13 protein-coding genes and 4 pseudogenes are annotated in these 13,567 nt (G+C 67.7%); 4 read left to right on the forward strand and 13 right to left on the reverse strand.

Going from position 1 to position 13,567, the window contains the following annotated elements; genetic code table 11:
- Positions 1–173: 173 nt before the first annotated feature.
- The 3 genes from LI92_RS02900 to LI92_RS02910 are packed head-to-tail and all read right to left on the reverse strand — an operon-like array spanning position 174 to position 1,908.
- A complete protein-coding gene (locus LI92_RS02900) occupies positions 174–371 on the reverse strand; it encodes a ferredoxin (RefSeq protein WP_046315717.1) in 198 nt (65 codons plus the stop codon).
- Positions 368–1,033: a TetR/AcrR family transcriptional regulator gene (locus LI92_RS02905; RefSeq protein ID WP_046315719.1), complete on the reverse strand. Its 666-nt coding sequence runs from the start codon at positions 1,031–1,033 to the stop codon at positions 368–370. The genes LI92_RS02900 and LI92_RS02905 overlap by 4 nt, the downstream gene beginning before the upstream one ends.
- A 44-nt stretch (positions 1,034–1,077) precedes the next feature.
- Complete coding sequence (locus tag LI92_RS02910; protein WP_046315807.1) at positions 1,078–1,908, reverse strand: SDR family NAD(P)-dependent oxidoreductase; 831 nt, start codon at positions 1,906–1,908, stop codon at positions 1,078–1,080.
- 99 nt (positions 1,909–2,007) lie between these two features.
- Here LI92_RS02910 and LI92_RS24215 point away from each other — a divergent pair.
- The 3 genes and pseudogenes from LI92_RS24215 to LI92_RS02920 form a co-directional block, all read left to right on the forward strand.
- Positions 2,008–2,118: pseudogene (locus LI92_RS24215) on the forward strand (hypothetical protein); the annotation flags it as partial.
- 138 nt (positions 2,119–2,256) lie between these two features.
- Positions 2,257–2,526: a CDGP domain-containing protein gene (locus tag LI92_RS24590; RefSeq protein ID WP_046315721.1), complete on the forward strand. Its 270-nt coding sequence runs from the start codon at positions 2,257–2,259 to the stop codon at positions 2,524–2,526.
- A complete protein-coding gene (locus LI92_RS02920; RefSeq protein WP_046315723.1) occupies positions 2,523–2,945 on the forward strand; it encodes a PPOX class F420-dependent oxidoreductase in 423 nt (140 codons plus the stop codon). The genes LI92_RS24590 and LI92_RS02920 overlap by 4 nt, the downstream gene beginning before the upstream one ends.
- 96 nt (positions 2,946–3,041) lie before the next feature.
- Here LI92_RS02920 and LI92_RS02925 read toward each other — a convergent pair.
- Positions 3,042–3,335 (reverse strand): annotated as a pseudogene (locus tag LI92_RS02925) (transposase); the annotation flags it as partial.
- 31 nt (positions 3,336–3,366) lie between these two features.
- Positions 3,367–4,029 (reverse strand): annotated as a pseudogene (locus LI92_RS02930) (IS30 family transposase); the annotation flags it as partial.
- A gap of 1 nt (position 4,030) precedes the next feature.
- Here LI92_RS02930 and LI92_RS24225 point away from each other — a divergent pair.
- Positions 4,031–4,252: pseudogene (locus LI92_RS24225) on the forward strand (hypothetical protein); the annotation flags it as partial.
- Between the two features lie 20 nt (positions 4,253–4,272).
- Here the strand turns inward: LI92_RS24225 and LI92_RS02935 are convergent.
- From LI92_RS02935 to LI92_RS02970, 8 genes are read right to left on the reverse strand one after another with little or no spacing between them, the layout of a single operon-like run.
- Positions 4,273–5,097 (reverse strand): alpha/beta fold hydrolase, encoded by an 825-nt coding sequence (locus LI92_RS02935; protein ID WP_046315727.1) that lies wholly within the window; start codon positions 5,095–5,097, stop codon positions 4,273–4,275.
- A 19-nt stretch (positions 5,098–5,116) separates the two neighbouring features.
- Positions 5,117–6,106 carry a cyclase family protein gene (locus LI92_RS02940; RefSeq protein ID WP_046315729.1) on the reverse strand — a complete coding sequence of 330 codons (990 nt, stop codon included), beginning with the start codon at positions 6,104–6,106 and terminating at the stop codon, positions 5,117–5,119.
- The gene (locus LI92_RS02945; RefSeq protein ID WP_046315731.1) at positions 6,094–6,933 is read right to left on the reverse strand and encodes a coniferyl-alcohol dehydrogenase; all 840 of its coding nucleotides are present in this window, start codon (positions 6,931–6,933) and stop codon (positions 6,094–6,096) included. The genes LI92_RS02940 and LI92_RS02945 overlap by 13 nt, the downstream gene beginning before the upstream one ends.
- Complete coding sequence (locus tag LI92_RS02950; RefSeq protein WP_046315733.1) at positions 6,930–8,243, reverse strand: LLM class flavin-dependent oxidoreductase; 1,314 nt, start codon at positions 8,241–8,243, stop codon at positions 6,930–6,932. Before LI92_RS02950 ends, LI92_RS02945 begins: the two co-directional genes overlap by 4 nt.
- Complete coding sequence (locus tag LI92_RS02955) at positions 8,240–9,979, reverse strand: FAD-binding protein (RefSeq protein ID WP_046315735.1); 1,740 nt, start codon at positions 9,977–9,979, stop codon at positions 8,240–8,242. Before LI92_RS02955 ends, LI92_RS02950 begins: the two co-directional genes overlap by 4 nt.
- Positions 9,976–10,905 carry a 3-carboxyethylcatechol 2,3-dioxygenase gene (locus tag LI92_RS02960; protein WP_046315737.1) on the reverse strand — a complete coding sequence of 310 codons (930 nt, stop codon included), beginning with the start codon at positions 10,903–10,905 and terminating at the stop codon, positions 9,976–9,978. Before LI92_RS02960 ends, LI92_RS02955 begins: the two co-directional genes overlap by 4 nt.
- Complete coding sequence (locus LI92_RS02965; RefSeq protein ID WP_046315740.1) at positions 10,862–12,577, reverse strand: bifunctional 3-(3-hydroxy-phenyl)propionate/3-hydroxycinnamic acid hydroxylase; 1,716 nt, start codon at positions 12,575–12,577, stop codon at positions 10,862–10,864. Before LI92_RS02965 ends, LI92_RS02960 begins: the two co-directional genes overlap by 44 nt.
- A 1-nt stretch (position 12,578) precedes the next feature.
- Positions 12,579–13,442: an alpha/beta fold hydrolase gene (locus LI92_RS02970; RefSeq protein ID WP_046315811.1), complete on the reverse strand. Its 864-nt coding sequence runs from the start codon at positions 13,440–13,442 to the stop codon at positions 12,579–12,581.
- Positions 13,443–13,567 lie beyond the last annotated feature (125 nt).

The raw sequence follows: 13,567 nt of genomic DNA on the forward strand, positions 1-13,567 counted from the left end.
GTGTATAAGAGACAGCAGCCAGGGCGTGCTGCCGTCCCAGATCCGTACCCGGCTCAGCGGGGCCTGCGCGGCCAGCGCCATGGTCTCCGGCGGCGGCGCGAAGGGGCACCGGCCATCGCGGCTCATCGGGTATTCCGGCGTTGTGGTGGTGACAATGGTTGCGTCGGTCACGCTCACTCCTCGACGATCTTGATGGCTCCGGAAGGGCAGGTACGGGCCGCCTCCCGCACGGTGTCGGCCAGCTCCGCGGGCGGGTTGTGGTCGAGTACGACGACGACCCCGTCCTCGTCCCGCTGGTCGAAGACTGCGGGGGCAAATCCGACGCACTGCCCCGACGATGCGCAGATATCCTGGTCGGCGGTCACTTTCATTGCGGGCCTTCCGTCTTTTCGGTGACCGGGGCCAGCCACAGCCCGACGATCGCGTCGATGAGGTCAGACCCGGACGCCGCCCAGCTGGCAGCCGCCGAGACCCCCGCCGCCACCGCGCGCTCGTGTTCGGCGCAGGTGTGCATCAAGAGATTGCGCGCCATCACATTCCGGGCCTGGTGGACCCGGACCGGAAGGTCTGGCAGGCAGGCGTTGATGCCCTCGATGACCTGCACCAGAGACGGTGAACTCAGCGCGTCCTTGACAACGATGTTGTGGTAGGCCGGATCGGCCATCACCTGTGCGGCAAAACGCGCATACCAGGTCGGATTGCCCGACGCAGCAAGGTGATCGGTGAGCGGCCTTACCAGACAGGACACCCAGTCGCGCAGGTCGGTGGACTGGGCGACCGCCGCAACCATCTCTTCGCGCAGCCGCTCGACCGGCAACCGGTGGCGTCGCTCGATCTCGCGCACCAGATCGGTCTTGGTGCCGAAGTGGTAGCCGACCGCCGCGTTGTTGCCCTGGCCGGCGGCCTCGCTGACCTGACGGTTGGAGACGGCGAATACCCCGTGTTCGGCGAACAGCTGTTCGGCCGCGGTCAGGATCGCCTCCCGCGTGCTGTTGGACCGGTCAGCGCGCGCGGCCCGATCAGCGGTGGTCACGGCGCCAGTCAACCGCGATCAGCCATTTAAGTCAAGCGATTGATTTAACTGGTCGGCGACTCGTCCGGTTTGGGGCGGCGCCGGATCGCCTTGCCCGCGACCGTCCCGCCGTCCACCGGCAACACCACACCCGTGACGTAGCGGGAGCGTTCACCGGCGAGGTACAACGCCGCCTCGGCGACGTCGGCCGCCGTGCCCTCCCTCTTCAGCGGCCGGTCGGCGCGCATGGTCTCGCGAATCGCCGCTTCGAACCGCGCCAGGTCATCCGGGTCGAGGTTCGCCGCCGCCGACGACGCCACGAACGGCGTCGGAACGTTGCCGGGGGCAATGGCATTGACCCGGATGTCATAGTGCGCCAACTCGATCGCCGCCGACTTGGTGAACTGGATGACCGCGGCTTTCGAGGCTCGGTAGGTCATCACACCGCCGCCGGCCTGGATGCCGCCGATCGAGGTCAGGTTGATGATCGCCCCGCCGCCGGCTTTGGACATGTGCCGAGCGGCGTCACGGGTGCCGGCCATCACGCCGAGCACATTGACGGCCATGATCCGGTGGAAGTCGGCCAGGTCGTCGTCGAGGAATCGGTTGTGCATGGTTCCGGAGACGCCGGCGTTGTTGACCATGATGTCCAGGCCGCCGAACGTCTCGACTGCGGCCTCCACCAGGGCGGCGACCTGCGCGGGATCGGCGACGTCAGCGACCCGGAAGGCCGCGTCGCCGCCGAGTTCGGCAGCAAGCGCCCCGCCGCGCTCGGGATCCAGATCCGCGATGACCACCCGTGCCCCCTCGGCGAGAAATCGCTCGGCGATCCCACGGCCGATACCAGATGCACCCCCGGTGACGATCGCCACCTTGCCGGCCAACTCGTTGCCCATCTGCACCCTTCCGCCGTCACCGGCATCCGACTCAACCCGCTTTGCCAGTTTCAGTCAAGCGACTGATTTAACTCCATCGTGTCAGGCGGTCCCCCTACGTCGCGGACTCCGCGCGGGCGGGTGGCGACGGCGTTGGCCTGGACGCATCTGGGCATGACCCCCCCGCCGCGTGCTGCCGGGCTGGGCCAGCAGGGGCTGCTGTTCGAGTAGGTTTCGCTCCCCAACGGGCAGCGAATGCACGTTCCGATGATGTCGCACTTCGCTGCATTCGCAACCTCGGTCTGGCTAACGCAGTGGTACCGTCATGCGCGAGGGGAGGGTGGATGAAGCTGTGGAGTCCAGGCGTGGTTGCGCTGCTGGTTGGCGAAGGTCTGCTCGCCGCCGGCCAGTGCTGGCTGTGTGCACGGGGGATCGTTCATCAGCAAGTATGGCGGACCCCTGCAGTCCGACGGCACGTGGGAGCGCTGCGTGGCGGTGTTCCGCTACGTGCCCAGCGGGCTCAGTTCCCATCTGGTGCCGGTGAACCGCTGCGAGGTGATGGGGCCCGGGCACCAGTATCCGCCTGCGGATTTCGACTTCGTTGACCTGCCGACACGCATAGAGGGGCCAACCCCATGACGGAACTTTCAGACGATGTTGTGGCCTTCCTGTCGAAGGGGACTCGCACGGCCAAACTGGGCTACGTGGCCGCCGACGGCCGGCCCCTGGTCGCCCCGGTGTGGTTCATTGTCGACGGTGACCAACTGGTGTTCAACACCGCTGCGGGCACCGCGAAAGGCCGCGCTCTGCAACGTGATCCACGTGTGGTGATCTGCGTCGACGACGAGCGACCGCCCTTCTCGTTCGTGCAGGTTCAGGGGACGGCGTCGCTCAGCGAGGATCCCGAGGAACTGCTCGACACCGCCACCCGCATCGGCGGCCGCTACATGGGCGGCGACCGCGCCGAGGAGTACGGCCGTCGCAACGGGGTGCCGGGGGAATTGATCGTGCGAGTGACGCCGACGAAGGTCATCGCGGCGTTCAACATCGCCGACTGAGGATTCCGGCGGTTCACGCCAGGTTTTTTGTCGGTGGGTGCTGGTTGACTGGGGTCTCGTTGACCTGCCGTACCTGTCAGGTTCCAGCCGTGGTGGCTAACTGACGGCAGTGAGGTTGTCGTTGGTGAAGGATAGTTCGTGCTCGATCGGGGTGCGGTAGTTCAGTGCTGAGTGGCGGCGTTGGCGGTTGTGGAAGATTTCGATGTAGTCGAAGATCGCGTTGGCCAGCTCGTCGCGGGTCTTCCACTTCTGGCGGTCGAGAAGCTCGATCTGCATGGAGGACCAGAAGCTCTCCATCATGGCGTTGTCCAGGCCGTCACCGATCGACCCGAACGACGGAACCAGTCCTGCCGAGCGGATCTTTTCCCCGAAAACCCATGAGGTGAACTGCCTGGGTTCAACCGGTCGTTGCAACACCGGGCTATTGGAGTGAGCGTAGCTGCTGCTCGAACACCTCGGCAGGTGTCTTCCAGTCGAGGCTCTTGCGGGGTCGGTTGTTCAGCGCGAGAGCGACTGCTTCGAGGTCTTCCGCTGACCACCTTGAGAGGTCGGTGCCCTTTGGGAAGTACTGGCGCAGCAGCCCGTTGGTGTTCTCGTTCGTCGGCGGCTGCCAGGGCGAGTGGGGGTCGGCGAAGAACACCTTGGTGCCCGTCTCGAGAGCGAACTGGGCGTGGCCGGAGAGTTCTTTGCCGCGGTCCCAGATGAGCGTCTTGCGGAGCTGTTCGGCAAGCTTCGTCATTGACGCTATGAGCGCGTCGTTCATCGCGACGGCGCCGTAGCCGCCCAGCGCGGGACCGTTCTTGACCGGCGGCATCTCGCCGTAGCCTTGCAGTCGCGGCAGGTGCACCAACAGGGTGGAGCGGCTCTTGTGTTCCACGATCGTGCCGATCGCGGACCGGCCCGTGCCGATGATCAGATCGCCTTCCCAGTGCCCGGGGACGGCGTGGTCGGATGCCTCCGCGGGGCGCTGAGAGAACACGACGTCCGCGGTGACATGCCCTTGCGGGCGGTTCTGTGTTCGAGCCCGTGGCTGGCGTAGTGCGCGGCCGGTTCGCAGGCAAGTGACGAGCTCACGTTTGAGCGCCATCACCATCACCGGCCCCGCCGACCACCTCGTCGTCACCGACACAGACGACCGACCGCTAAGCCGGGCTTCACTGGCCCACCCACCCAGCAAACCCCCGCCAGTAGTCGGACCCTGCCCCGGCCCCACCGGCGAACGCGCCCAATGGTGGTGGCACCAACCCTTCCAACCCCAGGCACCACCGGCACCCATGAAGTCCGATGAATCACCGGGACGGCGATAACCCCCGGCGCCGACGGCGGCTCAGCCCGCGCAGAAGTCCAGCAGCAGGCCGTTGACCTGCTCGGCCTGTTCGATCTGCGGGCAGTGGCCGGCGTCGTCCACGACCACCGCGCGGCCGGCGGGAATCTGATCGGCGATCTTTGCGGCCCAGCCCTGCGGAAGCAACTTGTCGCACCCACCTTCGATCACCAGCGTCGGCGCCGATATACGTTCGTAGGGGCGACTGCTCGATGCCGGTGGCGGGGGCTGCGCGCCGGGGCGGCGGAACCTCGCCGCCGCCACCGCCTCCCAGGCGCCCGGCGCGGTGCTCGATGCGTAGCGGCGTCCCACATAGTCGTCGTCGGCCGGATAGGCCGGATCGCTGAACAGCGCTGCCACGATCCGGCGCATCGCGGGCACCGTTGCGTCGTAGTCGTAGAGCGCGGCCATGTGCTCGTTCTGCTGAATCTCGCCGCCGCCGCAGATGGCGACCAGCCGGCGCACCGGCAACACCGCAGCCTCCGACGTGGAGTCGACCAGCAGCATGATGGCGCCCATCGAGTTGCCCACGAAATCGGCTGATTGCAAGCCAAGTTCCGCACAGAATCGCGCGACGTGACGAATCCGCATACCGCGTCCGTCGTTGAAGTCGATGACTTTGGCCGACTCTCCAAACCCGAGGAGATCCGGCGCGAGCACCCGATGCCGTTCGGCGAGTGCGGGAATGGTGCGCTCCCATCCGATCTCGGCAGACGCACCGAACTCGCCGCCGTGCAACAGGACCACTGCCGGGGCAGCCGGGTCGCCTGCCTCCAGGTAGGACGTGTGCAGGCCGTCCACCATGACGGTCTTGCGGGACACCGACACCGGGGCTCCTCTGTCAGAGCTACTTGATCGCGATCGGGTTCACCGGCGAGCCGACTCCGCCGGTCACCCGTAACGGCGGTGCCACCAGCTGGAATTCGTAGCGGCCGTCGGCGGCACAGTCCGCGGCGAGCGCGCCGAGATCCCAGTACTCCCCGAGCATCAGGCCCATGTCGCGCAGGCACAGCATGTGCATCGGCAGATACGTTCCCTCGACACCGGAGACCGGGTTCTCGACCATCACGTTGTCGGCGGCCACCGCCGCGACGTCGTGTTCGTGCAGCCAGCAGGCGCATCGCCAATCCAGTCCGGCACCGGGCTCGGCGCCGTCGCCGGTGGTGCGGAACCTTTCCCACCAGCCGGTTCTGATCAGAACGATGTCGCCGGGTTCGACGGAGACCTGTTGGGCTCGGGCAACCTCGTCGAGTTCGTCGGGGGTGATCGGGGTGCCCAATGGCAGGAAAGTGTCGGCGCCGCGATGGGCGACCACATCCAGCAGCACTCCGCGCGAGACGATCCCTTTGCCGTCCACTTTGTCGATACCGCAGTGGTAGGCCCCGAGGCTGGTCACCGAGCTCGCCGGGAACCCGTTGTACAGCTGATCGTCGTAGTAGACGTGCGACAGCGCATCCCACTGACTGGCGGCCTGCAGCGGCATCACGATCATGTCGTCGTTGAACCGGAACGGGTTGTCGGTGAAGTACTCGCTGAGCTGCTGAGCAACCAGGTTTTGGCGCCACTGCGGACCGTAGTCGGCCAACGTGCTGACATCGCCGCCGTCGACGGTCATCACGTGAATCGGGTTGTGCCGGAACTGGAACGCGCCCTGCGGGCCTGACGACCCGAACTCCACCCCGAGCGGAAACACCTTGCCGTGCCGCACCAGACCGGCGGCGGCGGCGATCTTGCCCGGCGTGATGAGGTTGAGGGTCCCCAGCTCATCGTCGTCGCCCCAGCGCCCCCAGTTGCGGACGCTCTCCGCCACCCTCCGGAACTCGCTCAGCCCGGCCATGGCACCGTCCCCTTCCTCAGCGCGGCGGCAGCCCGGCTGCTGATGTTCCCACCGTCGACCCAGAGCACCTGGCCGGTGATGTACCCGGCTGCTGGACTGTTCAGGAACACCAACGGTGCAGCCTGTTCGTCCGCGCCGGCGACCCGCCCCAGCGGCTTGGGAATGTCGTCGAGAAAGCCCTGCCCGTAGCTGCTGCGCAACTGATCGAGGATCGGCGTTTCGGTGACGCCGGGCGCGGTGCAGTTGATCCGGATCCCACGGTGCGCCAGCGCTTCGGCGTTGAGCATGCCGTAGAGGATGATCGCCTCTTTGGACAATCGGTAGCCGCCGTCGGCGAGCGCGGCGGGATGGGCACGGCACCACTGTAATCCGCCGGCCATGCCCTCGGAATTCACCAGGCCGACTGTGGTCTGCGCGTTCTCGCGGTAGGCCGCCGCGGCCAGCGAGGACACGTTGGCGACGGCCGATCCCGGCGGCATCGCCGGCAGGAGCGCTTCGGTGAGCTGGCGCAGGCCCAGGAAGTTGATGGTGACCACCCGCTGCGGGTCCCCGATGCCCGAGGACACCCCGGCGACGTTGAACAGCGCGTCGATCGGCCCAGCCGCCCTGATCGCGGTGGCGGCGCGATCGATGGATTCGGGATCGACCAGGTCGATCGGATGGAACTCGTGGACGCCCGCCGTGGTCTCGATCCGGTCCAGGCCGGTGACGTGCGCCCCGAGTTCGCCGAGCTGCGCCACCAGCTGCGCGCCGATTCCCGAGGCGCAGCCGGTGACCACGGCGCGTCGACCGTCGTAGCGCCACAGCTCAGACGCTGCGGCGCTCACTGGCCGCCGCGTTCCCGTTCTTGCTTGGCCAGTTGAGCGGCCTGCACCCGGCCCTCGTTCATCTCGGCCATCGCCTCGGGGATCTCGGTGGCGGTGAACGTGCCGCCCCGACCGGTCGGCAGTCCACCGAACGCGTAGGACTCGTCGAAGACCGGCGCGCTGGACTGCGGACGGCGGGCCTCGAGCTTCTCCAGAACCGGTTCCAGCCTCTTGGCCTTCTCGGCGACCGCCTTCTCGTCGCGCTCGATGAACTCCGGCAGCACCTGGGTGCCCATCAGCTCGATGGCCTCCATGGTGGCCTCATGGCTGCGCGGATTGAGCAGCAGGATGAGTTCGTCGACCCCGCTCTCCTCGTAGCCGCGCAGGAACTCGCGTGCGGTCGCGGGGCTGCCGATCGCCCCCCGGCCCGGCCCGTAGGCCAGCGTCGGATCCTTGTCCACCTCTTCGAGATAGCGTTGCCACACCCCGGTGCGGCCCGGGGTGTGCTCGCCGGTCATGTAGTAGTGCATGATCCCGAACGAGAAGAAGCCGCCGCCTACCCCCAAACGGGCGATCGCCTGCTCGTCGGTGGGAGCCACCATCATGGACAGGTCGCCGCCGATGGCCAGAATGTTGGGGTTCACCTGGGGCGTCACCGGGACGCCGTTCTCCTCGAGTTCCTTGTAGTACCCGTTGACCCGCTCGGCCAGCGGACCGGGGCCGGTATAGGCGAAACTCAGTGCACCGATGCACTTCTGCGCCGCCATCTGGACGGAGGCAGGGCGGGTGCACGCCACCCAGACCGGCGGATGCGGCTTCTGCAGCGGCTTGGGAATGACGTTGCGGGCCGGCATCTGCACGTGCCGGCCGTCGAATCCGGTGAACGGCTCTTCGGTCATACAGCGGATCGAGACCTCGAGAGCCTCTTCCCACTGGGCGCGTTTGTCGGCGGGGTCGATCCCGAAGCCGCCGAGCTCGGCGATCGACGATCCCTCCCCCGTCCCGAATTCCACCCGGCCGCCTGACAGCAGGTCCAGGGTGGCGACCCGTTCGGCCACGCGGGCTGGGTGGTTGACCACCGGGGGCAGGTGCATGATCCCGAAGCCGAGCCGGATGTCCTTGGTCCGCTGGCTGGCGGCGGCCAGGAACATCTCCGGCGCCGTGGCGTGGCAGTACTCCTCCAGGAAGTGGTGCTCGGTGAGCCACACCGTCGAGAAGCCGGCTTTGTCCGCCGCTTCCACCTCATCGAGGCCGTCGCGGAACAGCAGGTGTTCGTCGTCGTCGGACCACGGGCGCGGCAGCGCGAATTCGTAGAAGAGCGAAATCTTCACGGTTTCCTCCTGGACAGTTGTTGGGGTGTCTGCGATGCGGCGGATCGTTGTCGGGTGCCAAGGTGTTGGGCCGCCACGTAGCCGAAGGTCATCGCCGGGCCGATGGTGGCTCCGGCGCCGGCGTAGCTGCGCCCCATCACCGGCGCCGCGACGTTTCCCACCGCATACAGGCCGTCGATCACCGAGCCGTCGGCGCGCAGCACCCTGGCATGCTCGTCGGTGCACAGGCCGCCGGACGTCCCCAGATCGCCGAGGATGATCCGGAACGCGTAATAGGGCGGCCTGCCCAGCGGATGCAGGTTGGGGTTGGGCAAGGTCGGATCGCCGTAATAGTTGTCGTAGGCGCTGTCGCCGCGGTTGAAGTCATCGTCGTGGCCGGAGCGCGCCAGTTCGTTGAACCGGTTTGCGGTGCTGCGCAACCGCTCGGGCGGTACCCCGATTTCGCCGGCCAGCTCCTCGAAGGTGCCGGCGGTCTTGACCACCCCGGAATCCAGCCAGGCCTGCGGCATCCGGCGCCCGGTCGGCACCGGCGCACCGGGGATCTTCGGGATCGGCAGGTGTCCGGCCACGACGTATCGGTGAAAGGACCGCTGGTCGGTGATCAGCCAGCACGGGATGTGCGTGACACCGGAGTTCTGCCCGGCGATCATGGCGTGCGCGAAGTCCATGTAGGGCGCCGCTTCGTTGATGAACCGTTCGCCGTCTCCGTTGACGATGAACTGCGACGGCATCATGCGTTCGTTGAGCATGAACTGCAGGCGCCCGTCCGGCCAGCACAACGCCGGGAACCACCAGGCCTCGTCGAGCAGCTCGGTGGCCGCGCCGACGCGCATCCCCGCCCGGATGCCGTCACCGGTGGCCAGCGGGTTGCCGAAGCTCCAGTCGTGTTCCAGCACGGGCTGATGCTGCTTGCGCCAGGCCAGGTCGTGATCGAACCCGCCGCTGGCCAGGATCACCCCGCAGCGCGCCATGATGCGCTGCGTGCGGCCGTCGCGCGCCACCACCGCACCGATCACCGCACCCGACTCATCAGTGATGAGCTCGGTCATCGGTGTGTCGAGCAGCAGCGTTATGCCGCGCTCGACCATGGCAAGCCGGAGCCGGGCGGCCAGCGATTGGCCGATGGCGGCCATCCGGTCTCCGAACACCCGGGCACGGAACATCCGCCACAACAGCTTGACCAGGACGGCCTTGCCCCGCCACGATTGCCGGACCTGGTAGAAGAGCCGAAGATCTTTGGGCCCCAACCAGATCCCCCGCGGTGCCAGCGCCAGCGGGGCGAGGAGGTCCTGTTCCTCGTCACCGAGCTTGCGCAGGTCGATGGCGGGCACGTTGATGGTGCTGCCCAACGCCGAGCCACCGGGAAGCTCCGGGTAGTAGTCGGCGTAGCCGGGCTTCCAGACGAACTCAAACCAGGGGCTGACCTGTTCCAGGAACTCCATCATCCGCGGGGCACTGTCGACGTATTGCCGCAGCCGTTCCTGGCTCACCAGCCCGTCGGTGATCGCGCGCAGGTAGGTCAGCACGTCGTCGGGGTCGGGCGCATAGCCCTCCCGACGCTGCGCCGGCGCCCCCGGCACCCAGATGCCGCCGCCGGACAGCGCAGTGGATCCGCCGAAGTGGTGCGCCTTCTCCACGACCACGGTATGCAGGCCGTGGGCGTCAGCGGCCAAAGCCGCGGTCATGCCGCCGCCGCCGGAACCGACGACCAGCACATCGACGACCTGGTCGGTCACCGGATCACCTCCGTGGGTTGGGCGGTGCGGACAGCGAAACCGGCGATCAGTTCTGGGGCGGCCCGGTAATAGCGGTGGTCTGTCCGGTAGCTGCCCTGGGCGGCGAGCGCCCCGAAAGCCGCTACCCAGCTGCGGATCTCGTGCGCGGACCCGCCGCCGGCCTCGGTGATGAAAGAGTTGGACCAGGCGTCAAGGTCCTCGAGCGCTCCGGAATCGACGATCTCCAGGAAACGCTCATCGAACTGCGGGTTCAGTGGCGCCAGGGCCCCCGAACCGGCCGCGAAGTCACGGGCCGCCGCGATCACCGCGTCCTGCCGGCTCTGGCGCTGTTCGGCGGTCATGGCGGTGCCGTGCAGGATCCGGTCGCAGGTGGCGGGCGGGGCCGTGGCAAGAGTGGGGATGGGCGGATCATGCGACAGCCCACCGGAACCCAGCACCAGGATCCGCAGGTCCAGGCTTGCCAGGTATCGCCCGACCGCAGCCCCCAGCGCCCGGGCCCGGTGCAACGGTCCCAGCGGGGCGGCTACGGCGTTTATGAAGATCGGGATGACCGGGCATGCGCCTGCGTCGCCGAACAGGCGCTCCAGCGGCTGCACCACGCCATGGTCGACATCCATCGATGCCGAAACCGCCAGATCCACACCCTGTTCCAGTACTGCCGCCGCACAGTCTGCGGCGAGGTCAGCGGGGACGTCGAGCGACCCGAGGTGGGTCCCGTAGTCGCCGATGCCCTGCGCGGCGGTGCCGATGCAGAACGGCGGCATCAGGCGCAGGAAGAAGCCGTTGTAGTGGTCCGGCGCGAACACCACCGTCAGCTGCGGGTCGAAGTCGGCGACGAAGGCGGCGGCCCGCTCGATCGCTGCCTCGACGTCGGCCATCACCTCAGGGGGTGGTCCCGGCAGATTCAGCAGTGGGCTGTGGGACATGCAGCACAGGCTCAGTGCCATCGGGGCGTTCACCCCCTTGCGGGCCGGGCGCCGTCGGCGTGAGCGACAAGGCGTCGAAGAGGCGCGCGCTGACCTCCGGTACACGCTGGGCGATACAGGCCGCGGCGATGCAGCGGTCCGGGCGCAGAAACAGCACCGACTGTTCGTGGCGGTCGAACCAGGCCTTCAACTGCCCGGTCCGGTCCCCCACGATGGTGACCGCGGGGTCATCGGTCTGTCCGGGCGGCGTCCAGTGCAGCTGGGTCGCGGGCCGCAACGCGGCGAAGCCGGCCCCGAGCGCCCTCCACCGGGCGAAGGCCTCCTCGCCGAGCAGCACCCGCGGGTTGTTGTTCCAGGCCAGCACCGCGAAACCGGCGCCGATCACGTCGTCGAGCAGCAGGTCTGCGCCGGCTCGGGTATCGACTCTGGGTTGGATGAACAGCGTGCCCACCGGCGAGTCGGCGCGACGTGGCTGGTCATGGACGACCGCGCCCTGCTCGTAACGCGGCATCGGCTTGAATCGCATCTCCAGCACGTAGCGCTTGAGCGTCGGCACCGCCGACGCCGCGCGGATCACCCCGTCGCGCAGTCCCGCCACCCTCCGGTTGGTCGGGGAGATCACCTTGCCCACCATGGTGGAGAGGTCGATCATCGCGCGGGCGTGCTTGCGGCGCTCGGTGTCGTAGCTGTCCAGCAGGCCGGGGCGCGCCTGGCCCCGCACCACCGCGGCCAACTTCCAGCCCAGGTTCATCGCATCGCGGATCCCGCTGTTGTAACCCTGACCCTGCCACACCGGCATCAGGTGGGCGGCGTCGCCGGCCAACAGCAGCCGGCCCCGGCGGAAGGCCCCGGCGATCCGGGAGTGGTGCGTGTAGACCCGGTGGCGGATCACGTCGACGTCGTGCGGATACGGCAGGAACGGGGCCAGCATGGCGGCCACGAACTCGGGATCCTGCGCCTGCTCGTCGGTCTCGTGGGCGTGGATCATGAACTCGAACCGGCGGATGCCGTGGGCGATCGAGATCGACGCGTAGGGGCGCGCCGGGTCGGCGCCGACCTCGCTGTTGGGATGTCCCAGAGGGTCATTGGCGATGTCGACGACCAGCCAGCGCGTCGAGGAGGTGGTGCCCTCGAAGGACACTCCCATCAGCCGGCGGGTGGCGCTGCGGCCCCCGTCGCAGCCGACGACGTAGCGAGCCGACACGGTCCGCGGTTCCTGTCCATCCGAGCCGCCCAGGCTGACCGTGACACCGTCGGCTGTCTCAGTGCAGCCGGTCATCGGGCGGCCCCACAACACCTCGACGTGGTCGAACCGCTCCAGCCCGCGCAGCAGTTCGGCGTCGACCAGCGGCTGCACGAAACCGTTGCGCTTGGGCCAGCCGAAACCGGCATCAGCAGGTGCCATTTCGGCCAGCAACCGCCGGCGGCGGTCGTAGAACCGCAGGATCTGGTTCGGAACGGTGTGCGGCAGTACGGCATCGACCAGACCGATCGCCTGGAAGGTGCGCAGCGACTCGTCGTCGAGCCCGACCCCCCGGGGATAGTCGATGAGCGTCTCGCGTTCCTCGATGACCAGAGTGCGGATTCCCTGCAGGCCAAGGATATTGGCCAGGGTCAGGCCGACCGGTCCGGCCCCCACCACCACGACGTCGACATCATTGAGGGCGGCCACACTAACGCTCCAGCAGGAATTCCAGGTGCAGGCGATTGAACGTCTCGGGGTCCTCATACTGCGGCCAGTGGCCGCAGCCGGGCATCAGTTCGAATCGGGCACCCGGAATCATCGACGCGATCCGTTTGCCCTCTTCGACATCGGCCGTCGGGTCGTCGCTGGTCCAGACCACCAGCGTCGGCGCGGTGATCCGCGCGTAGTCGCCCGGCCCCAGCAGGTTGCGAGCCCGGATCTGCGGGTCCTGCAGCGCCATGATGTCGCGCATCGCGTCGACGAAACCGGGCAGCCGGTAGATGCGCCGGCGGCTGGCGACGATGTCGTCGTAATCCTTGGTCTTGTCGGCCATCAACCATTTGATGCGTGCCTGCACGGTTTCCCAACTGGGGTTCTCGACCGCGGCCATCGACAGCGTGATGATGCGCTTCATCACCTCGGGGTCGGCCTGCGAGCCGCCCGCGGTGTTGAGCACCAACCGATGGACCCGGCCCGGATGGTCGATGGCGGCGCGTGCGGCAACCCACCCGCCGAGGGATTCACCGCTGATGCTGGCTGTGGTCGCACCGATCGCGTCCAGCACATCCATCAGATGCGCCACATAGTGGGCGATCTCCAGGGGATGACCGGGCTTGTCGGTGTAACCGTGCCCGAGCATGTCCACCGACCAGGTCGAAAAGTGTTCGGCATGCGCGGCCAGGTTGCGAACGTAGGCCTCGGCATGCCCGCCCGAGCCGTGCAGCAGCACCAGCACCGGCTTGGCCGGGTCGCCGGCCCGCAGGTATCGGGTGCGCACGCCGTTCGCGTCGAGGTACCCCTGCTCGAACGCGACGCCCTGGAGGTCGCTCCAGACGCTTTCGTACTCCGGCACCGCCACCTCTTCCCCGGGGACCGCGCGAGAACAGCGTTCTCGTTTTACGGCATACCTTGCGTGCTTTTATCGCACACATATGTACGTTATATTCAAGAGCATCACTCTCACGCGGGTGGATGTCA

This window comes from Mycobacterium sp. UM_Kg1 (assembly GCF_000972925.1).
GTDB classification, from domain to species: Bacteria; Actinomycetota; Actinomycetes; order Mycobacteriales; family Mycobacteriaceae; genus Mycobacterium; species Mycobacterium hiberniae.